Here is a 25,770-nt window from a genome sequence, read left to right as displayed (position 1 = left end):
GCCACCGTACGCGCGGTCCGGCTATGTACGCGGCCCTGGCGTATGCGCCGCCAGGACTGCGGAGGTCACTATGGCGGCTGCGCCGGCCATCCAGACAAGCGGCAGCCAGGCCTGGATCGACGCGATGGTCAGGTGCAGCCGGTAGACGGCCAGCATGACCAGTGCCAGTGGCATGGTGGTGCCCAGGACGCTGATGCGGGCGTACCCGAACCGGATCAGCAGCGGGAACTGGACCGCGATGTTGACGGCGAACAGCGCCCAGGCCAGCGTCAGCATCGTCACCAGGGTGCGACCGCCGAACTGTGCGCCCTCGGCCCGCGCGAGGAGAACGGCCAGCGCTGTACCTGCGGTGACGGTGGCGACAAAGCTTGCCAGCGCCCAAGCGTAGTGTCCGAGCAGCACCGTGCGGCGAGGTAGGGGCAAGACGGCGTACAGCGTCTCCAGGCCCGCCTTGTCGGCGACCACGAACGGGTGCACGGCGATCAACGGGGCGAGCAGTACCGCGAGCGCCGGTACAACATGATCAGGATTGCGGGCGAGTACCAGGACCATCAGGCCGAACACCAGCAGGCCCTGGGTCCGGTACGGCGCAACGGTACGCAGGTGCAGCACGGCCATACGGGCGACGGCGTTCATGCGATCGCCCCGCGCCGGCCGTTCCGCGTTGCTGCGGGCTTCATCGGCCGCGATCCGATGTGGATGGCGATCTCCTCCAGGGTGGGCGCCTCGACGAGGACGTCCTCGCCGAGAAGGTCGGCTTCCTCGGTGCGGATGAGAGCTTCCGCCCCGGTCGACGTCCGTCTGACGCCGATCAGCTCGACGCCGACGAGGCCGTTCAGGTCCTCCGGGCCGCCCCGCACTACCCGGTAGGCCTCCAGGATCTCGTCCTTGGGGCCGGTCCGGACGACGCGACCGCCATGAATGAGAGTCAGGTAGTCACCGATGCGGTCCAGATCGGAGGTGATGTGCGTGGAGAACAGGACACTGTGCCCCTCGTCGAGCAGGAAGTCCCCGATGATGCCGACAAGCTCGTCCCGGGCGACCGGATCCAGGCCACTGGTCGGCTCGTCGAAGACGAGCAACCGCGCCTGGTGCGACAGCGCCACGGCGATCATGAGTTTCATCGCCATGCCGCGGGACAGGTCCTTGACCTTAGCCCGCAGATCCAGGCCGAACTCCGCGAGCAACTGCCGGTAACGCACGCCGTCCCAACGGTCGTACGAAGGGACGCAGCGTCCGTTCGACCTCGGCCAGCCGCCAATCGCCCACGAGATAAGTGTGGTCGAGCACCACCCCGACGTCCTGGCGCAGCGCGACCGGGCCGGGTACCCGGTGGCCGAGCAGCTCGATCTCACCTGTCTCGAACCCGCGCATGCCCAGCAGGCAGCGAATCGTCGTCGTCTTGCCTGCACCGTTCGCGCCGATGAGGCCCATGACGTAGCCGGTCGGCAGCTCGAAGCTCACATCGCGTAACGCGAAGCCGCCTCCCACCGCGCAGCCCACGCCCCGCAGGGCGAAGGCGAGATCACTGTGCACTGACGGTCCTCCTGATCTCACGTGTGCTCGTGCTCGACCTGCATGAGCCCGTCCAGGATCTGGATGAGTTCTTCGCGGCCGAGGCCGGCCCGCCGGGCGGCGTCCAGGGCGGTTTGCAGGCCTTCCTCCACCTGCCGCAGCAACTGCTCGCGCACGAGCGCCGAGTCCAGCGGCAGGACGTAGGCACCCTTGCCGGGGACCGTGGCGATGAACCCCTCGGCGGCCAGCTCGGTGTAGGCACGGTTGGTGGTGATGATGCTGATCCGCAGATCGCGAGCGAGAGCCCGGACGGAGGGCAGGGCGCTGCCCTCGGCGAGGTCCCCCGACAGGATGGCCGCGCCGATCTGCTCTTTGATCTGCCGATAGAGCGGTACACCGCTGCTGTTGGACAACACCACCCGCACGACGGCCCTCCGCTCCTCCCAGACTGTACATGCACACTATATACAGTCGGAACGGTAGTGACGCCAGGCCCTGCTTTGCATAGCTCCCTCCCACCTCCGGCAGGTCGCCGGCGGCCGTCGCCACTGCGATCCGCGATGTCCACACTCCCGGATGACTGCCGCAGTAAATGCCGGATTTACTGCGACGGACCCTCTGCCGTGATCATCGCGACCTGCGGTGGACCATTCCGGTCGCCAGGGCGAGGTGAACGCATTTACTGCCCAGTCCGGCACCGCTCAGCTGCCGGCCCGACTCATTGCCCGGCGCCTCCGCGGCCCACTGTTCCTCACCGACCGCAAGGCTCCGGCCGGAACGCCGACGCTCGACGTGCGCCCGCCTTCTCCGCCTGTTGCGGCTGCCCACCCGCCTTGTCCGAACTGCACCAGGTCTGGATCTCCTTGCGTGTCGCCACCGACGTGCTGCCGCTCCTGGTCAGTGCCTGTTCGCATACCTGCGTCGCATCGCTGCCCCAGCCGCCCGCGCGCCACGTCGCAGAGCCCCATCGCGGCGGCCCCACGATCGCCCAGCCTCTCGCGGGACACTGACCAAGAGGGCGGTCACCAGAACATCCCACATCGCTACCAGTCCTGTTCGGCGTTGGTCTTCGCCGGGCCGAGGACATCCACGTGGCCGTGATCGCCGTAGACGGAATGCCGCCAGCGGGCGAACACTTTGGCGGTGCGGTCCGCATCCTCCTGTTCCCCCACCCCGTAGTCGACCCGGACCACGGCCATGCTGCGCGCGCTGTCCGCGAGCGTGCGGAGGTAGGCACTCGTCACGTGGGTGGCAATGGCGGCATCCGCTTTCGGGGCGTTCGTCGTGAGGTACGCGCGGAACTCGCGGAGCATCGGGAACCAGCGGTGCGGACCGGCCGTCGGTACGCCCCCGTCGTCGTCCGTGGTGTCGCCCATGGGAGGGCCGGGGTCCAGCTGGTCGTCGGAGGTGGTGTCCGGGAGGTTCTCCTGTTGGTCGTCGGAGGTGGTGTCCGGGAGGTTCTCCTGTTGGTCGTCGGAGGTGGTGTCCGGGACCTGTTGGTCGTCGCTCGTCTCGTCCGTTGCGGACGTTCCGGGTCCAGGTGTGGCGGCGGCTTGCACCCCTGCGTGTTTCGTACCGCAGGCGGCCAGCGGTAGACAGCAGCAGACAAGTGCCGCGGCAACAGGTGCGTACCGAGTCATGATCTTCATGTGTGTCCCCCTTTTGCAGGGTGAGAGGAACACACACCGCCCGGGGTTCCGTGCCGTATGGCGGACGCTCCTTGGGCCCGTTGCCGCGATGCCTGCGGCAACTGCGCGGCCATCGCCGCCAACACCCAGGCACAAGGCGGGAATTACGCGCCCGCCCCCAGTGTCCCCGCGATCGAGGCGATCGCCTCCGGCCCCACCCGGCAGCACCCTCCGATCAACCGCGCCCCGGCCTCACGCCAGCCCGTGACCTGGGCCGCGGTGAACGTGGAGCGGCCGTCCCAGGAGCGGGCTTCCGCGTCCCAGGTCTCGCCGCTGTTCGGGTAGACCACCACCGGCTTGCCGGTGACGCGCGCGGACGTCTCGACCGCTGCGTGCACGTCCTCGGGCGCACAGCAGTTGACGCCCACCGCGATCACCTCGTCCGCGTCGGCGGCCAGGGCGAACGCCTCCTCCAGCGGCTGTCCGGCCCGCGTACGGTCGCCGGAGACGGTGTACGACAGCCAGGCGGGGACGCCCAGTCCGCGTACCGCCCGCAGCAGGGCCGTGGCCTCGTCCGTATCCGGGACCGTTTCGAGAGCCAGTACGTCCGGGCCCGCCGCGGCCAGCACCTCCAGGCGCGGGCGGTGGAAGGCCTCCAGCTCGGCGACCGTCAGGCCGTAGCGGCCCCGGTACTCGGAGCCGTCCGCGAGCATCGCCCCGTACGGGCCGACGGACGCCGCCACCCACAGCGGCCGTGTGACGCCCTTGGCGTGCGCCTGCGCTGCCGCCCCGCGGGCCAGTTCGACACTCAGGGTCAGGAGCCGGGCCGCCTCCTCGTGATCCATGCCACGCTTGGCGAAGCCCTCGAACGTCGCCTGGTAGCTGGACGTGATCGCCACGTCCGCGCCCGCCTCGAAGTACGCGAGGTGCGCCTCGGTGATCGCCTCCGGCCGCTCCGCGAGCAGCCGTGCCGACCACAGCTCGTCGCTCAGGTCGTGACCGGCCGACTCGAGCTGGTTCGACATGCCGCCGTCCAGAACGAGGGTTCCGGCGGCGAGGGCCTCGGCGAGGGAGGGAGTGGTGTTGCTGGTCATGTCATGACGTTAGTCGAAGGGCGGGCGAATGCCGCTGGGCGTCCAGTACGTGGGCACGTACCCGAGGGCAGGTGAGAGGCATTTGTGTCCAGTACATGAACAGATCGCCCAGCATGTGGAATGCCGGGTTAGGATCCGATCCCCCTCCCCGCACCCCTGTACGCCGCCGCACGGCGCGTCCCCCGAACCCGGAATCGTCATGACTGCCACCAGCACCACCGAGGCCACCGAGCCGGAGCCGGACACGGCCGTGCCCGGCCGCCGCCGCACCTTCGGCCTCGCCGCCGCCACCGCCCTGGTCATGGGCAACATCATCGGCGGCGGCATCTTCGCCCTGCCCGCCACCGTCGCCCCGTACGGCACGGTCAGCCTCCTCGCCTTCGTCGTGCTGTCGGTGGCCGCGGTGCTGCTCGCCCTCCTCTTCGGCAGGCTCGCCCGGCGCAGTCCGGTCACCGGAGGCCTGTACGTCTACCCGCGCGACGCCTTCGGCGAGTTCGCGGGCTTCCTGTCGGCCTGGTCGTACTGGACGATGTGCTGGGTCAGCATCGCCGCGCTCGCCGTCGCGGTCGTCGGCTACGTCGACGTGCTGATACCCCTGCACGGCAACCACGTCCTCGAAGCGGTCGTGGCCCTGGCCGCGCTCTGGCTGCCGGCCGTCGCGAACTTCGCGGGAACCCGTTGGGTCGGCGCGGTGCAAGTGGTCTCCACGGTCCTGAAGTTCGTCCCGCTCCTCGTGGTGGCCACCGTGGGGCTGTTCTTCATGGACACGGACAACTTCGGTCCGTTCAACGCCTCCGGCCAGAGCGTGACCGGCGCGGTCGCCGCCTCCGCAGCGCTCCTCCTCTACAGCTTCCTCGGTGTCGAGTCCGCCGCGATGAGCGCGGGCGAGGTCCGCGACCCCGAGCGCACGGTGGGCCGCGCCAGTGTCCTCGGCACCCTCGGCTCCGCCCTCGTCTACCTCCTCGGCACGGTCGCCGTCTTCGGCCTGGTCCCGCACGACAAGCTCACCAAGTCCGGTGCGCCGTTCGCCGACGCCGTGAACGCGATCACCGGCGGCCACTGGGGCGGCACCGCCATCGCGCTGGTCGCCGTCGCCTCGATCACCGGCTGCCTCAACGGCTGGATCCTGCTGGCCGCGCAGATGCCGTACGCCGCCGCCCGCGACGGACTCTTCCCGGCACCGTTCGCCCGCGTCGGCAAGGGCGGGGTGCCCGGCTTCGGCGTCTGGGCCTGCGCCGTCCTCGGCACGCTGCTGATCGCCCTGAACTACACGGCGGGCCCCGACACCACCTTCCGCGTCCTCGTCCTGATCACCACGTTCACCGGCTGCGTCCCGTATCTGCTGTCGGCGGCGGCACAGCTGTACTGGCTGGCGCAGGGCACCCGGGAGCGGGTCCGTCCGGCCGGTCTGGTGCGCGACCTGATCGTTGCGGCGCTCTCCTTCGCCTTCTCCTTCTGGCTGATCGCGGGCGCCGGTTATGCGGCCGTCTACCAGGGTGTGCTGTTCCTCTTCGCGGGCATCCCGGTGTACGTGTGGCTGCGCGGACGGCGGGAAACGGCGGAGGTCACCCCCTAGCCTTGGCGTATGGCTGAACTCGCTGTCCCGGACGGGGATGCCGCGGTGCGCGAGATCTTCGGCACCGCGGCCGGCCGGGCAGGTTCGTGCGGGCCGCACGCCGAGCACGTGGTCAGTCCCGGGACGCGTGCCGTCCGCTCCGCCGTGACTCGCGGCTGCGCTCGCGCAGGATCGCCGGAACCATCAGCCCGGCGACCATCGCCACACCCAGCGCGTACCCCGGCCACCACGAGAACAGGCCGCCGGCCGCCGCGTTCGCGGTCCGCGGGCCGTCCGCCGCGCCGGACGGAGAGGCGCTGCGCACCCTCGCGGACGGGCTTGCGCCGACCGCGGTCAGGACGACGTCGTTGCCGTCGCCTCCCCGATAGCTGATCCGGTACGTGGTGTCGGCGAGCTTCACCCTCGCGCCCTCGGGCAGCCCCTCGAAGGTGCCCTCGATCCTCGCGCGTCCCCCGTGGTCGAGGACGGTGATCTCGTGGGCGGGCCGCGACCCGGCGTCGGACAGATCGAGCGCCCCGGCCAGCAGAACCCGGCCCGCCGCCTTCAACGGGCCGTCATGGAGCACGAGTTGGCCCTTGGCGCTCTGTGTGTAGTCGCCGGTCACCGTCAGCCCGCCCGCGACCACACCCTCGTTGGTCACCGAGCCCCGCACCGTTCCCCGGCCGGTGAGGGCGGTCGCCACCCGCAGGCCCGCGGTCCCGGCGTCGAGGCGGGCCCCCGCCGCCGTGAGCCGGATCGCCTTGCTGTGTACGAGGGTTGCTCCACCGCGCAGCGCCAGGGTGCCCGTGGTGACGGTCGTGGTTCCCGTGTACGTGACCGCGTCCCCGGTCAGCGTGGTCGTGGCGGCACCCGACTGCACGAACGACCCGCTCCCGCCGATGGTGGACAGCGACACCGGGGTCGAGGTGTTGCGCACGACGAGCGTGCCGTCGTCGGTGATCCGCCGCTGCTCGGTCCCGGTCATGAGCGACCCGTCCCCGCCCGGCTTCCCCGACCCCAGCCGCAGTACCGCCCCCCTCTCGACGGTGGTCGACCCGTCGTAGTACTGCTGGGCCGCGAACGTGACATCGTTCCCGGGGGTCCCGGCGATGACGACGTCCCCGGCACCGGGCGCGGCCAGCGTGTCGTGATACCTGCCGCCGCCGATGGGGGCGCCCAGCGTCACCGGGCCGTTGTAGTCGAAGGTGAGGAGGGACCGCCGGCCGCTCGCCTCGTGGAGGTTGATGTAGACGGTGTCCTTGGTGCCCGGCATGAAGATCCGGTGTGTGGTCCCGTCGCCCCACTGCACGTTCGCGCCCTCGATGTTGGTGCCCCGCTTGTTCAACTGGTGAGGAATGGAGCGCCAGTTGAGCCAGGGGTCGCTGAGCGAGGGGTTCGTGTCGCCGCCGCGGTCGCTGTAGCTGTACTGGCCGGTGAGCACGACCCTGCTGCCGGGCCGGGAGTGGACGTTGACGTCGCTGCCGTACTCCCGCTGGTAGAAGTCCTGCCGCAGAGTGATCGTCTGGTTGAGCGGGGTGTCGATGATCCAGGAGCCCTGGTTGAGGATCGCGCGGGCGTTCGGCAGCGCGAGCGGGTACTCGGGGCGCCCGGCCGCCGTGCCCGTGCCGTTGTCGATGACCCCGGAGAACGGGTTCGTTCCGGCCAGGTCGAACGTGCCCCACATGCCGCGGGGCTGGGTGACCAGGCCCGTCCCGCTGATCGTGCCGAGGTTGAAGGTGCGGGTCAGGGACAGGCGGAGCGTGCCGTCGACGCGGATGTTGAGCTGGTTGAGCTGATAGCCGGGCGTGCTGTACGGGAAGCGGCCGATCAGGCCCGTACCGCCGCCGGTGCCGTATTGCAGGGTCGCGCTCTGCTCGACCGTGATCGCGGGCGGGTCGGGGTTGGCCACGGTCGTGTACGGGTGGTTGCCGCCCTCGGTGGTCACACGTTGCCCCTGCCGGGCCGCGGGCAGGGTGAAGTCGCTGTCCTTCGTGAGGATCAGCGTCCCGCTGCCGCGCACGGTGAGCGTGCCCTCGCCGCGGAACACGCCTCCGTAGGTGGTCGTTCCGTCCGGCACGGTCACCACCGTGTCACCGGTGAGCGTCACATCCCGGTTCGCGAGCACGTCCGCGGAGACGTCCCGGACTCCGGCTGCGGACGCAGGGGGAGTGGTGAGCGTGAGGGCGACCGCCGCCAGGGCTCCGGCGACCGCTGCTGTCCTGTGGGTATGGGTGCGCACATGATGGGGACGGGCGGAGGGGGCGGCGGATAACAGAAAACGGATGGATTTCGTCCTCCCCCGAGCCTTATCGGCAAGCGGTTTCCATCTTGTCGCTCCCGACCCGTTGACCTCCCTGTACCGCACCCTTACCTTTTCGGCGTTCGGAATGACAGATGCAGTACGACATTTCGAACGCATCCCATCCCCGTTCCCCCACCCGGAGAGGCAGTCCGCATGAGCAGCGACGACGACCTGCCCGAAGTCCCCAGCCGCAGACTGATGTTGAAGGGCGCCCTGGCCGCGGGCGCACTCGCCGCGGTTCCCGGCGTGGCCGAGGCGGCGGTGCCCAGCTCCACCCCCAAGGCGGTCCCCTACGTGAACCCGCTCGTCCCGCAGCGCGCCGATCCGCACATCCACCGCCACACCGACGGCTTCTACTACTTCACGGCCACCGTCCCGGAGTACGACCGGATCATCCTGCGCCGATCCCGCACCCTCAACGGCCTTGCGACGGCCACCGAGTCGGTCATCTGGCGGGCGCACCCGACCGGTGACATGGGCGCGCACATCTGGGCGCCCGAGCTCCACCGCATCGGCGGCAAGTGGTACATCTACTTCGCCTCCGCGCCCACCGAGGACGTGTGGAAGATCCGCATCTGGGTCCTGGAGAACTCCCACCCCAACCCGTTCAAGGGCACATGGGTCGAGAAGGGACAGATCAAGACGGCCTGGGAGACCTTCTCCCTGGACGCCACCACCTTCACCCACCGTGGCACTCGCTATCTGGCCTGGGCCCAGCACGAGCCCGGCATGGACAACAACACCGCCGTCTGGCTCTCGGAGATGGCGAACCCCTGGACTCTGACAGGACCTCAAATACGACTGTCCACACCCGAGTACGACTGGGAGTGCATCGGCCACAAGGTCAACGAGGGTCCGTACGTCCTCCAGCGCAACGGCCGCCTCTTCCTGACCTACTCGGCGAGCGCAACCGACTGGCACTACTGCATCGGCCTGCTGACCGCCGACGCGGACAGCGACCTCATGGACCCCGCGAGCTGGTCGAAGTCCCCGAGGCCCGTCTTCACCAGCAACGACACCACCAAGCAGTACGGTCCGGGCCACAACTGCTTCACCGTCGCCGAGGACGGCCACACCGATGTCCTCGTCTACCACGCCCGCCAGTACAAGGAGATCACCGGCGACCCCCTGAACGATCCCAACCGTCACACCCGTGTCCAGAAGCTCGGCTGGAAGGCGGACGGCACCCCGGACTTCGGCATCCCGGTCGCCGACACCGCGAAGCCGGGCGCGTGACAGGAGACGTGCCTACGCGATAGTCCTCGCCCTCTGCCTGGCCTTGGACGGCGCCCTCGCCATGGCTGGTCCCGCCAGGCCACGGCCCGGACCATCACATCGGGCTCCCATGCGAACATCAAGTCCCGCGCGAGCGGCGAGTGCCTGGATGTGTCCGGCGCGTCCACTGCCCACTCCGCCGCGTCATCACGTACACCTGCAACGGAGGCACCGACCAGCAGTGGACGGGCGGGACGTGATCTTGAGGAAGGTCAGGTCAGCAGGTCGATCGCGTCGATCGACGTTCCCGCGCTGAGATAGGCCGTCGTCCCCGAGCCGCTCACCACGTTGATCTTCAGCACGTTGTACTGACTGGTGTCCGTGAGCCAGGCACTGGCCGGAATGCTGTAGCTGAACGTGTAGTTGTTGCCCCGGTACGAGCCCACGGTCAGGGACCGTGTACTCGGCTGGGTGGGCGGTGAGGGGATCGACGACGTCCAGGTGTCGTTGACGGTGATCTGCGGCCGGCCGTTCGCGTACGCCGTCGTCACGCCGATCCGCAGGGTGTGCGCGGCGGCGGCCTGCGCGGCGGTCAGTCTGAAGTACACCAGCAGGCCACTGTTGACGTCCTTCCAGAGGTACGCCGGGAAGGACGAGGTCTCGCTGCCGCTGCCGATCACCACATTGCCGGTCCAGGACGCGGCCCGGGTGTCGGAGGGGTGCGCGTAGGTCATCAGGTCCGCGTTCTTGAAGCCGCTCGGTGTGCCGTCCCAGTTCCCGATCCGCCAGATCGCGCTCGCGTTGGAGGGGTCGTTGGAGGACGGGACGGTGATCGTGTTGAGGGTGGTCGTGGCGCCCGCCGAGACCGTCACCGAACTTGTGCAGACGCCGAGTTCGCCCTTGTGGACGGTCAGCGTGTATGTGCCCGGCAGCACCCCCGTCATCGAGAAGTAGCCGTCGGAGGACCGCGCCGAACCCCAGTACTGTGCAGCCGAGTTGGCGAGCCCGACCGTGTACGCGTACGACGTGTCCCGCCCGTTGATACCGACGCCCGCGACCCGGCCCCGGCCGCCCGCGGTGACGTACCCGGAGATGCCGAGCGAGTCCGCCCAGGAGGTGGTGAGGTTGTCGTGGAACAGTGACGACGAGGGCGCGCCGCCGTCCGTGAACGCGATGACGTACGGTCCCTGGAGGCCGTAGCGCTCGGGCTCGGTCTGGTTCTCGCCGTAGTACAGGATCTCGTAGAGACCGGCGCCGCCCTCGTTGTGGTGGCGCAGGAGCGAGCGGTAGAAGGGGCCGCCGGAGGCCTTCTCGTGGTTGGAGCGGACGACGTACAGACCGACGGAACCGGTGCTGTAGCCCACGTAGTTGTAGTCGATCACGCGCAGTCTGGAGTAGTGCTTGGCGCGGGTGGTGCCGTCCGGCTTCCTGAAGACGTCGGCCGCCTCGATGACCGAGTCCGTGGTCGAATCCCAGGAGTCGGGGTCGGAGTTGGGGAACAGGCTCTTCTTCAGGCGGACGATGTAACGGGTCGCGGTGACCGACGAATCGGCCTTGTTCGTCCACAGGTAGACGTTGTTCTCTCCGCTGCGGGCCGCGTAGTAGTGCCGGAGCGTGCCGTATGCGACCGAGACGAGGATCGTCGAACCGGACTGCTTGATGGTCACGGTGGAGGTGCCGAGCCCGGACTCGATGTGCGAGTTCTTGCCGTCGTAGCCCTGGTACTCGGTGCCGCGGTAGACCAGCGAGGTCAGGTCGCCGTTCGTCTTGCTGACCTTGAAGACCAGGTTCGCGCCGGTGTCGATGACGTAGTTCGAGCCGTCGTCGGAATAGCCGAAGCTCGCCGCGGCTACGGCCTGCGCGAGCGGTCCGGCGAGGGCCGCGGAGCCCGCGGCGGCCGCGGCGGCCGCGGTGCCCAGTACGAAGGCGCGGCGACGGACCGGTCTGGGGTCGGTTCCGGACATGGGGGTGCCTCCTTCGGGAGGTGCAGGTGCGGTGCGGGTGTCTCGCAGGGTGACAGTTGAATCGATTTCGCGAAAGGGCTTTCACGGCAAGGAAGTTGGCTATCCTATGAAAACTCGCCTTCCTCTAGAAAGCGCTTGTCGATGGGGGTACGGTCCAGCCTCCAGGGTCTCGTCGTTCTCTGGAGGAGCTGCAATGAGACGTTTCACCCTCGCGTTGGTGGCCGCGCTCACCGCCGCCTGTGCGCTCCAGGCCGTACCGGCCCAGGCGCACGACCGCGCGCACGGCCTCGGCCGGGCGAACTGCACGGCGAACGCCTGCCACTTCGATGTCCCGCCGGGCGACTACGACGTGAGTGTGGAACTCGGCGGCACGGATGCGTCCAGCACCGCCATCACCGGCGAGACCCGTCGCTCCCTGCTCCCGGAGACGGCCGTGGACGCGGGGCAACGCGTCCGCCGCAGCTTCACGGTCAACGTCCGCACCCCCGAGGGCGAACCGACCGGCCCCGACGGCACCCCGGGCCTGGACCTTGCCATCGGCGGCTCGGCGCCGGCCCTCGCGGACATCCGGGTGACCCCGGCCCGGCACCCCCGCCAGATCATCCTGATCGGAGACTCGACGGTCTGCGACCAGCCCGGCGATCCGTACTCCGGCTGGGGCCAGCAGCTTCCGCAGTACCTCCGCCGGGGCCTCGCCGTCGCCAACTACGCCGATTCCGGGGAGAGTACGGTCACCTATCTGGCCAACCCCCTGCTGTGGGCGACCGTTCAGCCGCTGATCCGCCCGCACGACCTGGTCCTCGTCCAGCTCGCCCACAACGACAAGCAGACCGACGAGGCGACGTACCGGACAAACCTGGAGACCCTGGTCGCGGGTGTCCGGGAGAAGGGCGGCGAACCGGTGCTTGTGACACCGATCGTCCGTCGCTGGTTCAATGCGGACGGTACGCTCAACAACAACACCGCGTTGCTGGTGAACGGTCTCGGCGTGGACCTCCCGGCGGTCATCCGCTCGGAGGCCGCCACCGAGCACGTCCCGCTGGTCGATCTGACGGCCAAGACCAAGGCGCTCATTGAGTCGCTGGGCGTCGAGGGCTCCAAGTCGATTTACCTCTACAACGAGAAGCGGGACAACACGCACACGTCCGTCCACGGAGCGACGGTGTACGCGGGTCTGGTGCGCGACGCGTTGGTGGCGCAAGATCTGATACCGGAGGGTCTTTCACGTTAGCCGTGAGATCCCCCGGCGGGGCGAGCGTGTCAGGCGTGCGGCCCCGCTCACAAGCCCCTGGGGCGTCCCGACCGGAACCGGGGCGCCCCAGGCCTGTCCGTTCACGACCGGGGCCTCACGGGGTGAGACGGGCGATCCTCAGCGTTGTCGCGGTCGGGGACGAGCCGGTGAGGGCCGTCGTGTACGAGGGGGTGACCGGGGCGTGCGCCCATGTGAGGGTCCCGTCCTTGAGCACGGCGATGTCACCGGTGATCCGGGCCTGGACGACCTTGTCCGCGCTCTGGAACCTGCCGGTCCAGTCGATCAGCCGCAGATGGGTACCGGTGAACGTGCCCGCGCGGGTCCCGTTCGCGCACTTGGCGTTGTTCAGGGACTCCCAGGACACGAGGAGCCGGTCCTTGCCGTACGGCGCGTCATGGACGTTGACGTTCGCCGTGCCCTTCGCGCCGGTCAGGTAGACCGGCTTGCCCGCAGGGGTGTTGCGGTTCTTCAGGAACGCGACCGCCACCTGGTGCGTGCTCGTCCTCGGAGTCACCGTCCAGCCCCGGCCGCTGGCATCGGCCGGGTTCTTCCTGGCGGAGGCGGCACCACGGGAGGCGAAGGCGGTGGCGTAGCGGCCGGTCGGTGACTTCACCAGGTCACCGGTGCGCCCCGGGAACGTGCCGCCGCAGTACCCGGCCCAGCACTGCTCACGCTGTACGACCGGGGCGTCGTCGGGCGCCCCGATCCCCGTCGAGACGAACAGGCCCGAACGCCAGTCGTCGAAACAGAGCGAGGTGAAGGCACCGGTGGTCTCCGCATGCAGGGCTATGCCCTCGTTGTGACTGCAGCCCCAGCTCCAGCCCCCGTTGAGCTTGCCGCCACCCGCGCCGACGTAAGTGAGCTTGTCGCCGTAGTGACCGTCCGCGAAGCCGCCCGCGCCGTGCACGACGAAGTACGCGCCGTACTTCGTGCCGTTCCAGGTGAGCTGACCGTCGAGGAGGGGCGCAGTGTCGTGCGAGGCCGTGCCCGTGAGCTTCGTACGGAAGGCCTGCTTGCCGTTCTTGAAGCGGATCAGCGCGGCCGCGGTCTCCTTCCACTTGTTCGTGTCGGGGACGCGGGTGAGCAGCGCGAAACCGTCGTTGTGCGCGACCAGTCCGCCGACCTCCTTGGCGCCCTTGACGACCGTGTCGGCGCCCGACCGCCGGCCGGCGGAGGTGAGCGGGGTGACATGGATGCCGTCCGCCGCGGGCCACGCCACCCGCAGCGTCCCGTTCGGCGCCACCGCCGTCGCCGTCCGCGTCCACTCGCGGGTGTTGTTGTAACCGGCGGAGATATAGGGGAACTTGGCCGACAGGTTCACCGTTGTGCTGGTGACGGTGAGGGCGGCGGGGGCCGGGGTCGCGATGGCCGTCGCTTACCAGGCTCCGGCCAGTACACCGAGCGCCGCGAGGCCGCCGACGACGGGCTTGCGGGCGAGGTGACGGCGGCGGTGGGGCGTCGGGGTGCGTCGTGCGGTTGTCATGCCCGGACGTCGCCCCCGGTCCGTAGGAGGTTGCCGCGAGGAGACGCGGATCACACTTCGGCGGGCACCGAAACGACGGGCCCTTACGTTTCGGGCATGACCGATTCCGTACCGGAGAAGCCCGCCGAAGCCGTCACCGCCATGGTCGACCACGTCCTCGCGCTCGCGGCCACCTGGACCGCCTGGGACGGGAAACCCCGCCACGTCGACGACCGCGTGTACACCCCGCACAAGGCGATTCGCCGGGTCGCCGATCACCTCATAGACCACCTTGCGGAACTGGAGGCCCGGCTGGCCGGGGAGCAGCCGCAGCCCGACCACTGGCACGCGTCCGCCATCACGACCGAGGCCGACCTCGCGCGCTTCACCCAGGAGGACCTCGACGAGGCCCGCAGCCGGCTCACCCGGCTCGCACGGATCTGGTCGAACCGCCTGGGCACCCTCACCGACGAGCAGCTCGCCCGCTCGCCCGGCGAAGGCTGGAGCTTCCGTGAACTGGCTCTGCACCTCAGGGGATCCGTGTACTACGCCGACGCCGTGGGCGACCTCTCATGACGGCATTCACGGATCTGCACCACGCCGACGAGCCCCTGCTGCTGCCCAACGCCTGGGACCACGCCTCCGCGGCCGCCCTGGCCGCCGAGGGATTCGCGGCGATCGGCACCACGAGCCTCGGCGTCGCCGCTGTCGCAGGACTGCCTGACGGGGCCGCGGCGACCAGGGACGCGACCCTGTGCCTCACCCGTCGCCTGGGCACCGAACCCTTCTTCCTCTCCGTCGACGCCGAGGGCGGTTTCAGCGACGACCCCGGACAAGTGGCGGAACTGGCCGGTGAGTTGCGCGGCGCCGGAGCCGTCGGCGTGAACCTGGAGGACGGGCTCGGCCCGGTCGAGCTGCACTGCGCGAAGATCGCCGCCGTCAAGTCCGCCGTGCCGGACCTCTTCGTGAACGCCCGCACCGACACGCACTGGCTCGGCGACGGGGACCCCGCGGACACCCTCCGCCGCCTCTACGCCTACCAACGGGCGGGCGCTGACGGGGTGTTCGTGCCCGGTCTCACCGATCCGGTGCGCATCGCGGACCTCGTACGGCGCCTGGACGTCCCGCTCAACATCCTCTACTCGCCCACCGGACCGCCCCTCGACCATCTGGCCGGCCTCGGCGTCCGCCGCGTCAGCCTCGGTTCCCTCCTCTACCGGCAGGCCTTGGGTGCCGCTCTGGAAGCGGCCACGGCCATTCGTTCCGGCCGCTGCCCGTCGGGCCGGGCGCCGACGTACGACGACGTACAGGCCCTGAGCGGCGGGAGGAGCCGCTCGTAGAGAGCGTCAACGTCCAGGCCCTGTTGGTGCGCCCGGTCCGTGCGGTGACGGGTCAGCGCGCCGTACGGCCGGGAGTCCGCAGCAGGGTCTCCAACAGCCGCGTCGCGAACTCCTCCGGATGCTGCACGGCTCCGATGTGCCCGCCGGGGAACTCGACGAACCCGCCGCCGGTCAGTTCGGCCATCAAGGCGGCCGTGCGGTGGAGGAGTTGGCCCCGGGAGTCGCGGCCGGCGGCGAGGGTGAGAGGAGATGACCTCAGGGCGGTCAGGTCCGGCACGTACGCGGTGAACGAGCGCATAACGCGGGCGAGGAAGACGCCCATGGGGCTCGTCAACTCCTCGCCGGGAGCGGGCGGTTGGCCCTCGACGGGGGTCTTCGGGGACCTTCCCTCCAGTCCTGCGGCCATCCGGGCCCCGGCCGCCTGCATTCCTGCCGTGCGATAGGCGTCGTACACCTCCACGAACATCGCCCGCTGCCGGGCGGCGTCCGGAAGCACCTCCACGACGGGCGGTTCGTGCGCGACCACGTGCCGCAGCCGCTCCGGATGGCGGGCGAGCAGGTCGAGCGCGGCGATCCCGGCCGAGCTGGATCCGAAGACGTATGCGGACTCGCCGTCCGGGAGCACCTCGTCGAGCACACGTCGGGCTCCCTCGCTCCATGCCTCCACGCGCTGCTCCTCGACGGGCAGGCCGAGCCGTCCGTGGGCGAGGCCGAGGGGGTCGTAGGTGACGACGGTGAAGCGGTCGGCGAGGCGCTCGGTCAACCCGTCGAGCCCCATCGGGTGCCCGGCGCCACCGGGGATGATCAGCAGCACCGGACCGCTTCCGCATACGTCGTAGTGGAGGTCAGTCATCGTCCTTCTTCTCCTCGCTGTTCGTCTCGTTGTTCCTCTCGCTGTTCCTCTCGCTGTTCTCCTCGCGGGGCCAGTGACGCAGTGCCACATGCAGGGCGTCGATGGCCTTGTCCCAGGACGCCTGCACCTCCCGGGGCGCGCCGAAGCCGCCGGTGGCTTCGAGGGCGCAGTAGCCGTGGAAGGTGCTTCGGAGCAGGCGGACGGCGTCGGTGAGGTCGGGTTCCTCCAGGCCGTAGGCGCGCAGCATGCCGTAGGTGATCTCGGCGGTGCGGCGCAAGGTGGGGGAGCCGGCGATGAGGGACTGGTCGATGCGGATCTGCGTGGCCGCGTACCGCCCCGGGTGCCGGTGTGCGTACTCCCGGTACGCGCCCGCGAAGGCGGCCAGCGCGTCCTTGCCGGCGCGTCCGGCGACCGCCGCGGCGATGCGGTCGATCATCTCCTCGCCCGCCATCAGTGCGAGGCGGGTCCGCAGGTCCTGGAGGCTCTTGACATGCGAGTACAGACTTGCGTCCTTCACCCCGAAGTGCCGCGCCAGGGCGGAGAGGGTGAGGTTCTCGAATCCGGTCTGGTCCGCGAGGCCGGCGGCGGCCTCGACGAGTCGGGCGGCAGTGAGTCCGGCACGGGCCAAGGGAGGTGCGTCCTTCGAAGATCGGTGGCCAGCGTAAACCTAGGATGCCTAGGTGCAAACCTAATATTCCTAGCCCTGCGTCCGTGATGCGGCGACGGCACACCGGCCGCCGTGGCCGTGCTCGACGAACGGTGTGGGACGGGACGGGGCGAAGTCGGGGTACGTGCGTGCTGCGCCGGGTTGTGCGCGTGCTGTGCCAGGGGGCGTGCGTGCCGTGCCAGGTTGCGTGCGTGCCGCGCCGGGAGGATTTTGAGTGCCATGGCCGACACGAGTTCCCCCGACCGAGCCGACCCGCAGGCGCGCGCCTCAGGGCTGTTGCGCCGCCCCAAGCTGTGGCTGGTGCCCACCGTCCTGAGCGGACTGCTCGCCCTCCTGCTCTCCCTGCTCTACATGGGCGGCATCGTCAGCCCGAAGACCCATCTGCGCCACCTGCCCATCGCGATCGTCAACGGGGACCAGGGCAAGCCGCTGCCCGGACAGCAGCAGAACCTGGGTACCCAGATCGCCGCGAGCGTCACCGGCAGCGGCACGACCGGCAGTCAGGTCAGCTGGCGACGCCTCACCCTCACCGAGGCCAGGGACCAACTCGCCTCCGGGAAGGTCTACGGCGCCCTGGTCGTCCCCGCCGACTTCACCACGTCCGTCGGCGCGCTCACCACCGCCGGCGCCACCACCCGCCCGACGCTCACCGTGCTCACCAACCCGGCCGCGGGCAGCCTCGCTTCGTCCCTGGCGAGCCAGATCACCACCCGGACCGCACAGCGGGTCTCCCGCACCATCGGCCAACAGCTGACCGCGGCCGCCACCACCGCCAATTCCACGACCAAGCTGCTGCTCGCCGACCCGATCGCCGTCACCACCCAGGTCGGCCACCCCGTCGGCAGCCACAGCGGACTGGGCCTGAGCGCGTTCTATTACACCCTGCTGCTCGTGCTGGCCGGGTTCCTCGGCGCCAACATCATCAGCAACGGCGTCGACACGGCGCTCGGTTACGCCGACAACGAGATCGGCCCCTGGCACACCCGCCGCCCCACCGTGCCCATCAACCGCACCCAGACGCTGCTGCTGAAGATGGGGATGACCGTGGGCATCACGGTCCTCACCACGTCCCTGGTCATGCTGGCCACGGTCGCGATCCTCGGCATGGACGCCTCGCACCTGCCGCTGCTGTGGATCTACTCGTACTGCGCCGCGCTCGCGGTCGGCCTCGGCGTCCAGGCCATCAACGCGGCGTTCGGCGGGATCGGGCAGCTCGTATCCATGTTCGTGTTCATCGTTCTGGGCCTGCCGTCCTCCGGCGCCACTGTGCCACTCCAGGCGGTCCCGGGCTTCTACCGCTTCCTCTCGCACTTCGAGCCCATGCGCCAGCTCAGCGACGGAGTCCGTGCGATCCTCTACTTCGACGCCCGCGCCGACGCCGGCCTCACCCGCGCCTGGACCATGATCGCGGTCGGTGCCGCCCTCGCCCTGCTCTTCGGCTTCGCGATGACGCGGTACTACGACCGCAAAGGGCTCAAACGCCTTACGCCGCAGCCGAGTACGGCGTGACGCACCGGGAGACCCGAGCACCCGAGACGCAGGGAAGCCTCAACGCTCAAGTCGCGCCCCAAAGACGTCGGTAGAAGTCGGTCCGCATCGGGTCGGGGCTGATTCCGTAGGCGTCGAGGAGGGCGTCCTCCCAACCCGGACCGTAATTCCACTCCGTGCTCCAGGTGGCAACGGCCAGGTCCGCCCAACGGTCGGCGACGCCGAGGGCACCCATGTCGACATGACCCGACCAGGAGCCGTCTTCGTGCAGCAGGGTGTTGGGCGCGCACGAGTCGCCGTGGCAGACGACGAGATGGTCGATCGGCGGGGGATCGGGCAGATCCTCCGGAGCCTCCATGCCCGCAAGACGGGCACGTTCCAGGCGGTGGCCGACGGACCAGCTGTAGGGGCAGGCGGCCACGGGGAGCCGTTCGTGCAGGGCCCGCAGCCCGGTGCCCAGGGCACGGACGGCCGTGGCCGGGTCAGCCGTCCACCGAGGGCTGACCGCGCTCTCGCCCGACAGCCCCTCGGTGACAAGCCAGGCTCCGTCCTCGCGCTCGCCGTAGTCCCGGACGCGAGGCACGGAGGTGAAGCTCCCCGCCCAGCGCAGGCGCTCCGCCTCGGCCGCCAGGTCCAACCCGGAACCTGCCGGAGCCCACTTGGCGAAGGACCGCTCCTCGCCGTCGCCGATCTGGAAGGTGAGGCCACCCAATTCGTTCTGCCATACGGGTAGTAGGGGGCGCTCCTGGGCCAAGATCGTGATCGGTGCGGGTACCTGCACGGTGGAGCGCGGCGGTCCGGAGTAAGGCATGGGATCATGCTCCGCTTGCACCACGTCGCAAGCGAGTTGTTTTTTCTCGGGCCGCGCCCTCCTGGCCGAGCATGGGCAATGGACCTCGGGAGCAGGGACCATCAAGAGACGATCGGCACGATGGCAGCCGGCTTCGGCGAGCCTGGCTCGGTGTCGATCGCCTGCGTTTCGTGGCCGACGTCATGGCCTTGTACGGCGAGGTGGCCTCGGCGGTGCTGTTGCCCCGCCCGGACGCGTGACCAGGGGTGTCCCTCTGTGCCTCGTACGGCACCGACCGACCTGTCGACTCCCCCGAATTGCCGACGAGCCGGCCGGCCGCCAACCAGACGATCGCAGGCGGGCGTTGGTCGATCAAGGCCGATGTGGTGCACAATCCATGAGCCAGGCTCATCGATGCGGGGAGCACGGGAGTGGACCTGACGGAGATCGAAACCTTCCTGGCGCTGTCGGAGGAGCTGCACTTCGGACGCACCGCGGAACGCATGAGACTGTCCCAGTCCCGCGTCAGTCAGCTGATCCGGTCACTGGAACGACGCATCGGCGCACCCCTGTTCACCCGCAACAGCCGCCGGGTCGCGCTGACCCCGCTGGGCGAGCACACCCGGCGCACCTTCGGCGTCGCGTACGCAGGCCTCAGGAAGAGCTACGACGAGGCGTGCGCCATCGCACAGGGCATGGTCGGTACCCTGCGCGTCGGCTTCCTCGGCTGCCTCAACGGCCCGCCGCTGACCGACATGGTCGTCGACTTCGGCCGTAGACACCCGGCCTGCGACGTCACGGTGTCCGAGGTGCCCTGGCCCGACCCGTACGGGCCGCTGCGAACCGGCGAGATAGACGTCCTGCTCACGGTGCTGCCCATCGACGAGCCGGATCTGAAGGTGGGGACCGTAGTGGTGTCCCACGACCGAGTGCTGGCCGTCAGCCTGGACCATCCGCTGGTGGAGCGGGAATCGGTCGACATCGAGGACCTGGCGGACTGGGCCCTGCTCGACGGCCCCACCGAACTGCCGGAGGCCCTCCGGCACGGCTTCTGTCCGCCGTTCACCCCGCTCGGCAGGCCCTTGCGCCGCGGGGCGGGAGGGCGGACCTACCAGGAGGCGCTCCACCGGGTCGCCACCGGCGAGACGGTGTGGACGACCCATGCGGGACTGTTCCACGCGTACCGGCACCCCGGCGTCGTACACCTGCCGCTCAGCGGACTGCCTCCGGCCAATGGCGCCCTTGTCTGGCGCACGGACACCGAGAACGTCAAGATCCGCGCCTTCACGTCACTGGCCGCACAGATGGCATCCGGTGACGCGTCCGCCTTGGCCCCGTCCACCACGGCCAAGGACCGCTGACGGAGACGAGCCGCCGCCGGCAGAGGAGTACGCATCCGAGGGTGAGGAAGGCTTCGTGTCGTCGCGGATCTCCCAGCGGTTCCGCAGCCGGCGGAACCAGTGCAGATGGGCGAACGCGCGTTCCACGACCCAGTATTGACTTGGAGAACAGAACAGCGGATGCAGGCTCCTCCGAACCACGAAGTGATCAGCGTTGTGTGCTGAGGCTGACCACCTGCGACGAGTCAGATCGCGTTGATCGCCGCGGGCGCTCGCTCCACTCGGGTCAACGCTCTCAGCAACGCGGTGTGGCCGTGCCGTCGGGCAGCGAGCCGGGCCAACAGCACGAGTACCGGGTCGAAGGCGGCCTCCGGGAGTTCTTGGACGGCCAGTCCCACGCTGACGGCGAGATCGTCCATGTGCACGGCGAGCTCCAACATCCGGGTGACCAGAAAGTCGTCGAGACACAATGCCCACCCCGTCTGCGGCATGAACACAGCCTGGTCGCCCGAGCATTCCGCAAGTTTGGTCCGCTGCTCAGCGAGCGCGGTGCGGGTAAGTCCTGCCAACCATGACGCCCCCTGGGACGCGATGCCCTCGCTCTTCGCCCGAATGCCGGCGTTGACCTCCCCGTCGAGTGGTGCATCGATCCAGGCAGCTCGGGCGTAATGTTCCAGCAGGGGGATCGGCGCCTCTTGGGGCGGGGACTCCTGCAGGGCGGAGTTGGCACAGACCTGCAGGGCGGAGCTGACGCTCAAGATCTGATGGGCGAGGTGGCCGGCCAGGCCGCCGACCGTCATCTCGGCCAGCGCGCTGGGCTGCTCCCACGCCGTGGCAACTTCCGGAGTATCCAAGAGTGCTACTGCCTGTCCCGCGGCGCCGAGGTAGGCGTCCATGACGCTCATCAAGTCCTCCGTGATCTGAAGTCCCCGACATTATGGGCCCTGGGACGTGGCTGTGCTGCGGGGCGGCCGGAGCCGGTTGCATCACCGCAGCCCGCCCCGAACGCACGGCTCCGCGCGGCGGTCGTCTTCCTCATCGGGATCATGGCCGCAGTGGGCGTTGGAACCCTCACATACCTGTCTGGCGATTCCCTGGCAGCGTCTGTGCTTGCGGGAAGCACCGCATTCGGAGCCTCGGTGGCCTTCGCACACGCGATCATCGACTGAGCGGGGTCGCTGCCCCGCGGAACTCGCGCACGGAGCCCCACAACAACCTGCCCCACGCGCGGGTTCCGGCCCTGTTCCATCCCGGAATCCCGGATCGTGGAGCTCGCCGCCCCCGGCCGGAGCCTGCTGAAGACGTCGTACGGGCCGACGTGAGAGTTGTGGAGCACGGCGGGCAGTCGGCTGGAACTGTTGTGAAGGTTCCAGCCGACATCGCTCCCCTTGCTCCACAGTAGAAGAGTGGCGGGCGGCCGTGTCTCCGGTTCGTGTCCGTGGTGTCTCCACTTCGCGCCACGGAACCCGGCAACCGGCGCGCACGTCCAGCAGGGGAGGTTGTGGGCGTCGGGGGTGGTGCCATGGACGGCGGTGCGTTACACCTACATCACGCGACCGCAGGGGAGTTACAGACCGCGGCCTCCTCGATCCTCGCGCCGCTCGCCGTGACCGCCGCGGCCGAGGACTCCTTCCGCGCCGACATCGACGCCGCGCTGGTGGGCCGGGCGGCCGTGGCGCGGGTCCGCGGCGGCGGGCACGAGGTGGCGCGGACGGCGAAGGCCATCACGTCCACCGATCCCGAGCTGCTGAAGCTGACACTGCACCGGACGCCGCTGCCCGCCGCGGTGGACCAGGGCGGGCTCCAGTCCGGGGCGTACCGCGGCGACTTCGTGGTCTTCGACATGACCCGCCCGTACCGGCTCGCCGTCGCCGACGGCTGTGACGTCATGGCCGTCGGCATACCCCGTACCGAACTGGGCCGTCACGCCGACACCGTGGCCCGGCAGGCGGCGCGACGGCTGCCGGGCGACACCGGGGCGCCGGCCGTGCTCGCCGCGTTCCTTCTGGGTCTGGGGCGCCACCTCGACGAGCTCACCGGGCCGGCCCAGGCGCACGTGGGAGATGCGCTGGTGTCGCTGCTGCTCGCGGCGTTCACGGAGCGCGCGCCCGCCCGCATGGACACGGCCAGCGAACTGGCCGACCGTATCCGCGTCTACGCGCTGGCGAACATCGCCGACCCCTCCTTGTGCGTGGAGTCGGTCGCGGCGGCGCACGGCATCTCGGCCCGCCAGCTGCACCGCCTGTTCCAGCGCGACGGTGAGCCCTTCGCTGCCTGGCTGCGCCGCCGGCGCCTCGAACGCATCCGCCGTGACCTGCTCGACCCGGCCCACGACGGCCGTACGACCGCCGCGGTGGCCGCGCGCTGGGGGATCCACGACCCCCGTCACCTCGCGCGCGCCCTCAAGGCGCAGTACGGACTGACGGCACGCGACCTGCGGCGCGGGCGGGGACAGGGAGAGGGACCGGGACGGGACGACGGTCCTACGCCTTCGGGTTGAGCCCGTTGGACAGGCTCGTATAGGCGGGCTTCGGCGCGTACTTCTCGTCGTACGGGAGAGCGGCGCCGTATCCGCTGAACGTGCCCGGTACCCAGGAGTACTTGTCGGTGATGCCCCACACGGTGATGCCGGCGCAGCGCGGCACGCCGAGGCAGTTCTCGCTCGCGGTCTTGTAATCGGTCGATTGCTGGGCCAGTTCGGCGGAGGAGGCGGGCAGCGGGATGCGGACGTCCAGCTCGGTGACGGAGACCTCAAGGCCCAGGTCGGAGAAGCGCTTGAGGTTGGCCTTCATGGTGGACGGCACCTGGCCCACCACGAAGTGGGACTGGAACCCGATGCCGTTCAACGGAAAAGGTCGCCGCCCTGTGGGGGACGACCGACCGGGTGATTCATACGTTCAGCACCCTGGCGTACAGGGGCATTGGGCGTCATGCGTTATGCCGTTGAGGTGACCTACCGCCACGGGTCGAACGGACAAAGCGGACCTTATGGGATAACTGACGGCGTCCGACCGGTGGGCGCTCTCGTTCCTCCCCCGCGATGAAGGACCTGCCGGCCCGTCAGCCAGTGCTGTCATCGGGGAGTGGTGCGTGGGTGGCTCGATCACCTGTTAAGGAGCACCTTGCGAAGATTCGGCCGACTCCCCTCGCTGCTGGCCGCCGCGCTGTTCGCCACCGTTCTGGCCGGCGCTCCGGCGGCGCAATCAGCGCCCGCGGGACCACCTCATGCCGGGGCCGCCGTCGCGCTGCCCACGGACGACAATGGTCCCGCGACCAACCACGACACCTCGCCGCCCCTGGGTAGCCTGCACCCCGGGCCGGTGCCGGCCGAGCACGGCGCGGTCCCCCTCAGGCGGATTCCCCATCCGACGGCCTCAGGGGTGAAGGACACGGTCGTGCAGCGCGGCCGCCCGGCCCGCGCCGCGGCTGTTCCCGTCCTCACCCAGTTCGACGGCATCGCGGGGAACAACAACCCTTCGCCGTTGGTCCCGCCGGACCCGAACGCCGCGGTCGGAAGCACGCAGATCGTGGAGACCGCGAATCTCAACTTCGCGGTGTACTCCAAGACCGGCAGCACCATCATCCCCCCGACGAGCACCAATACGGTGTGGCAAGGCTTCGGCGGCCCCTGCGAGACGACCGACGACGGGGATGCCACCGTCCGCTGGGACACCCTGGCCAACCGCTGGATCATCACCCAGCTCGCCAACGCCTTTTCGAACGTCGGACCGTTCTACGAGTGCGTCGCCGTCTCCACGACCGACGATGCGACCGGTACCTACTACCGGTATTCCTTCCAGTACGCGGACTTCAACGACTATCCGAAGCTCGCGGTCTGGCCCGACGCCTATTACGTCACCTACAACATGTTCAACCCGGACAAGACCGCCTTCCTGGGCGCCAAGGTGTGCGCCCTGGACCGGGCGCAGATGCTGTCCGGCGGGCTCGCCACCCAGCAGTGCTTCGACACCTCCTCCTCCTACGGCGGGCTGCTGGCCTCCGACCTGGACGGCCCCACTCCGCCGCCCTCGGGTGAGCCGAACCTCCTGGTGGCGCTGGGCCAGACCAACACCACACTGGCCTACTGGAAGTTCCACGTCGACTTCACCAACCCGGGCCTGTCCACGTTCACCGGCCCGACCGCGCTGACCGTGGATCCCTACACCGTCGCCTGCGCCTCGGATATCACGCTGCACTGCATCCCGCAGGGCGGCACCTCCCAGCTGCTGGATTCCCTCTCGGACCGCATGATGTACCGGCTCGCGTACCGCAACTTCGGCAGCTACGAGTCCCTCGTGGTCAACCACGCGGTCGAGGCCGGCACATCGGTGGGCGTGCGCTGGTACGAGTTCCGGCTGCCGGGCGGCAACCCGACCGTCTTCCAGCAGGGGACCTACGCCCCCGACAGTACGTTCCGGTGGATGGGCTCCATCGCCGAGGACAAGGTCGGCAACATCGCGCTCGGATACTCACAGTCGTCGGCCTCCACCAACCCGGCGATCCAATTCACCGGTCGCCTTGCCACAGACACCCCGGGGACCCTGCCGCTGGGCGAGACCACCGTGATCACCGGCGGGGGCTCCCAGACCGTTTCCGAGCGCTGGGGCGACTACACCTCCATGGCCGTCGACCCGACGGACGACTGCACCCTGTGGTACACGAACCAGTACCAGCCGACCAACGGTGCCGGAAACTGGCATACCCGGCTCGCCTCTTTCGTCCTGCCCAACTGCGTCCAGCCCTCCGACTTCTCGTTGTCGTTGAATCCGTCGTCGGCAACGGTGACGGCGGGGGATTCGGCGAACAGTACGGTGTCGACGGCGGTGACGTCGGGTGGTGCGCAGCAGGTGGCTTTGTCGGCTTCTGGTCTGCCTGCCGGTGCGACGGCGAGTTTCAATCCGAGTTCGGTGACTGCGGGTTCGTCGTCGGCGATGACGGTGTCGACGTCGGCGAGTACGCCGCCTGGTATCTACACGATCACGGTGACGGGGACGGGCACGAGTGCCACGCATTCCGCCACCTTCACGCTGACCGTCAATGCGCCGTCGGATTTCTCGTTGTCGTTGAATCCGACGTCGGCGACGGTGACGGCGGGGGATTCGGCGAACAGTACGGTGTCGACGGCGGTGACGTCGGGTAGTGCGCAGCAGGTGGCTTTGTCGGCTTCGGGTCTGCCTGCCGGTGCGACGGCGAGTTTCAATCCGAGTACGGTGACTGCGGGTTCGTCGTCGGCGATGACGGTGTCCACGTCGGCGAGTACACCGTCCGGTATCTACACGATCACGGTGACAGGGACGGGCACGAG

The 25,770-nt window shown here is 69.5% G+C and carries 23 protein-coding genes and 1 pseudogene; 10 read left to right on the top strand and 14 right to left on the bottom strand.

Translation table 11 applies throughout. The features are described 5' to 3' along the window. Positions 1 to 21: 21 nt before the first annotated feature. The 6 genes from ABT186_RS12375 to mmuM form a co-directional block, all read right to left on the bottom strand. The gene (locus tag ABT186_RS12375; protein WP_351221402.1) at positions 22 to 636 is read right to left on the bottom strand and encodes an ABC-2 transporter permease; all 615 of its coding nucleotides are present in this window, start codon (positions 634 to 636) and stop codon (positions 22 to 24) included. Continuing rightward, positions 633 to 1,202 (bottom strand): AAA family ATPase, encoded by a 570-nt coding sequence (locus ABT186_RS12370; protein WP_351924906.1) that lies wholly within the window; start codon positions 1,200 to 1,202, stop codon positions 633 to 635. The genes ABT186_RS12375 and ABT186_RS12370 overlap by 4 nt, the downstream gene beginning before the upstream one ends. After that, a complete protein-coding gene (locus ABT186_RS12365) occupies positions 1,153 to 1,536 on the bottom strand; it encodes an ATP-binding cassette domain-containing protein (RefSeq protein ID WP_351221400.1) in 384 nt (127 codons plus the stop codon). Before ABT186_RS12365 ends, ABT186_RS12370 begins: the two co-directional genes overlap by 50 nt. A gap of 17 nt (positions 1,537 to 1,553) precedes the next feature. Next, complete coding sequence (locus ABT186_RS12360) at positions 1,554 to 1,940, bottom strand: GntR family transcriptional regulator (protein WP_351221399.1); 387 nt, start codon at positions 1,938 to 1,940, stop codon at positions 1,554 to 1,556. A gap of 618 nt (positions 1,941 to 2,558) precedes the next feature. Continuing rightward, complete coding sequence (locus ABT186_RS12355) at positions 2,559 to 3,164, bottom strand: hypothetical protein (RefSeq protein ID WP_351924904.1); 606 nt, start codon at positions 3,162 to 3,164, stop codon at positions 2,559 to 2,561. A gap of 143 nt (positions 3,165 to 3,307) precedes the next feature. Beyond that, entirely contained in the window at positions 3,308 to 4,237 is a 930-nt protein-coding gene (gene mmuM, locus ABT186_RS12350) for a homocysteine S-methyltransferase (RefSeq protein ID WP_351924902.1), read from the bottom strand. Positions 4,238 to 4,436: 199 nt separating this feature from the next. On the opposite strand from mmuM, the gene ABT186_RS12345 reads away from it, so the two are divergent. Then, positions 4,437 to 5,813 (top strand): amino acid permease, encoded by a 1,377-nt coding sequence (locus ABT186_RS12345; RefSeq protein WP_351924900.1) that lies wholly within the window; start codon positions 4,437 to 4,439, stop codon positions 5,811 to 5,813. 112 nt (positions 5,814 to 5,925) lie between these two features. On the opposite strand, the gene ABT186_RS12340 is transcribed toward ABT186_RS12345, so the two are convergent. Beyond that, entirely contained in the window at positions 5,926 to 8,031 is a 2,106-nt protein-coding gene (locus ABT186_RS12340) for an autotransporter (RefSeq protein WP_351924898.1), read from the bottom strand. Positions 8,032 to 8,247: 216 nt separating this feature from the next. Here ABT186_RS12340 and ABT186_RS12335 point away from each other — a divergent pair, with 216 nt between their 5' ends. Then, positions 8,248 to 9,330 carry a glycoside hydrolase family 43 protein gene (locus ABT186_RS12335; RefSeq protein WP_351924896.1) on the top strand — a complete coding sequence of 361 codons (1,083 nt, stop codon included), beginning with the start codon at positions 8,248 to 8,250 and terminating at the stop codon, positions 9,328 to 9,330. Between the two features lie 96 nt (positions 9,331 to 9,426). Beyond that, a pseudogene (locus ABT186_RS12330) lies at positions 9,427 to 9,569 on the top strand (RICIN domain-containing protein); the annotation flags it as partial. A 12-nt stretch (positions 9,570 to 9,581) separates the two neighbouring features. Here the strand turns inward: ABT186_RS12330 and ABT186_RS12325 are convergent. Continuing rightward, positions 9,582 to 11,273, bottom strand: coding sequence for a rhamnogalacturonan lyase B N-terminal domain-containing protein (locus ABT186_RS12325; RefSeq protein ID WP_351924894.1), 1,692 nt, complete (start codon positions 11,271 to 11,273; stop codon positions 9,582 to 9,584). 193 nt (positions 11,274 to 11,466) lie between these two features. Here ABT186_RS12325 and ABT186_RS12320 point away from each other — a divergent pair, with 193 nt between their 5' ends. Continuing rightward, positions 11,467 to 12,504 (top strand): rhamnogalacturonan acetylesterase, encoded by a 1,038-nt coding sequence (locus ABT186_RS12320; protein WP_351221392.1) that lies wholly within the window; start codon positions 11,467 to 11,469, stop codon positions 12,502 to 12,504. 115 nt (positions 12,505 to 12,619) lie between these two features. Here ABT186_RS12320 and ABT186_RS12315 read toward each other — a convergent pair whose 3' ends face one another. Beyond that, positions 12,620 to 13,846 (bottom strand): hypothetical protein, encoded by a 1,227-nt coding sequence (locus tag ABT186_RS12315; RefSeq protein WP_351924892.1) that lies wholly within the window; start codon positions 13,844 to 13,846, stop codon positions 12,620 to 12,622. Between the two features lie 258 nt (positions 13,847 to 14,104). On the opposite strand from ABT186_RS12315, the gene ABT186_RS12310 reads away from it, so the two are divergent. Both ABT186_RS12310 and ABT186_RS12305 read left to right on the top strand, forming a co-directional pair. Further along, a complete protein-coding gene (locus ABT186_RS12310; RefSeq protein WP_351924890.1) occupies positions 14,105 to 14,563 on the top strand; it encodes a hypothetical protein in 459 nt (152 codons plus the stop codon). Then, positions 14,560 to 15,327, top strand: a complete 768-nt coding sequence (locus ABT186_RS12305; protein ID WP_351221389.1) for an isocitrate lyase/PEP mutase family protein — start codon at positions 14,560 to 14,562, stop codon at positions 15,325 to 15,327. Before ABT186_RS12310 ends, ABT186_RS12305 begins: the two co-directional genes overlap by 4 nt. 52 nt (positions 15,328 to 15,379) lie before the next feature. On the opposite strand, the gene ABT186_RS12300 is transcribed toward ABT186_RS12305, so the two are convergent. Both ABT186_RS12300 and ABT186_RS12295 read right to left on the bottom strand, forming a co-directional pair. Beyond that, a complete protein-coding gene (locus tag ABT186_RS12300) occupies positions 15,380 to 16,180 on the bottom strand; it encodes an alpha/beta fold hydrolase (protein WP_351924888.1) in 801 nt (266 codons plus the stop codon). Further along, positions 16,173 to 16,808, bottom strand: a complete 636-nt coding sequence (locus ABT186_RS12295; protein WP_351924886.1) for a TetR/AcrR family transcriptional regulator — start codon at positions 16,806 to 16,808, stop codon at positions 16,173 to 16,175. The genes ABT186_RS12300 and ABT186_RS12295 overlap by 8 nt, the downstream gene beginning before the upstream one ends. A gap of 258 nt (positions 16,809 to 17,066) precedes the next feature. Here ABT186_RS12295 and ABT186_RS12290 point away from each other — a divergent pair, with 258 nt between their 5' ends. Beyond that, on the top strand, positions 17,067 to 18,356 hold the full coding sequence (locus ABT186_RS12290) for a YhgE/Pip domain-containing protein (protein ID WP_351924884.1): 1,290 nt from the start codon (positions 17,067 to 17,069) through the stop codon (positions 18,354 to 18,356). Positions 18,357 to 18,402: 46 nt separating this feature from the next. Here the strand turns inward: ABT186_RS12290 and ABT186_RS12285 are convergent, their stop codons facing one another. Further along, the gene (locus ABT186_RS12285) at positions 18,403 to 19,146 is read right to left on the bottom strand and encodes a phosphotransferase (RefSeq protein ID WP_351924882.1); all 744 of its coding nucleotides are present in this window, start codon (positions 19,144 to 19,146) and stop codon (positions 18,403 to 18,405) included. Between the two features lie 410 nt (positions 19,147 to 19,556). Here ABT186_RS12285 and ABT186_RS12280 point away from each other — a divergent pair, with 410 nt between their 5' ends. After that, the gene (locus ABT186_RS12280) at positions 19,557 to 20,486 is read left to right on the top strand and encodes a LysR family transcriptional regulator (RefSeq protein WP_351924880.1); all 930 of its coding nucleotides are present in this window, start codon (positions 19,557 to 19,559) and stop codon (positions 20,484 to 20,486) included. A 224-nt stretch (positions 20,487 to 20,710) separates the two neighbouring features. On the opposite strand, the gene ABT186_RS12275 is transcribed toward ABT186_RS12280, so the two are convergent. Further along, positions 20,711 to 21,370 (bottom strand): hypothetical protein, encoded by a 660-nt coding sequence (locus ABT186_RS12275; RefSeq protein WP_351924878.1) that lies wholly within the window; start codon positions 21,368 to 21,370, stop codon positions 20,711 to 20,713. A gap of 617 nt (positions 21,371 to 21,987) precedes the next feature. Between ABT186_RS12275 and ABT186_RS12270 the strand changes: the two genes are divergently transcribed. After that, positions 21,988 to 22,965, top strand: coding sequence for an AraC-like ligand-binding domain-containing protein (locus ABT186_RS12270; protein ID WP_351221380.1), 978 nt, complete (start codon positions 21,988 to 21,990; stop codon positions 22,963 to 22,965). Here the strand turns inward: ABT186_RS12270 and ABT186_RS12265 are convergent. Next, the gene (locus ABT186_RS12265; protein ID WP_351221379.1) at positions 22,949 to 23,311 is read right to left on the bottom strand and encodes an endo-1,4-beta-xylanase; all 363 of its coding nucleotides are present in this window, start codon (positions 23,309 to 23,311) and stop codon (positions 22,949 to 22,951) included. The two genes, ABT186_RS12270 and ABT186_RS12265, sit on opposite strands and share 17 nt — an antisense overlap. A gap of 237 nt (positions 23,312 to 23,548) precedes the next feature. Between ABT186_RS12265 and ABT186_RS12260 the strand changes: the two genes are divergently transcribed. After that, on the top strand, positions 23,549 to 25,770 hold a 2,222-nt coding region (locus tag ABT186_RS12260), incomplete at its 3' end, for a COG1470 family protein (RefSeq protein ID WP_502973190.1).

Source organism: Streptomyces sp. NPDC001634 (assembly GCF_040298185.1).
Taxonomy (GTDB): domain Bacteria; phylum Actinomycetota; class Actinomycetes; order Streptomycetales; family Streptomycetaceae; genus Streptomyces.
The sequence above is the reverse complement of the archived record's forward strand: the minus strand, read 5'-3'. Positions and strand labels throughout refer to the sequence as shown.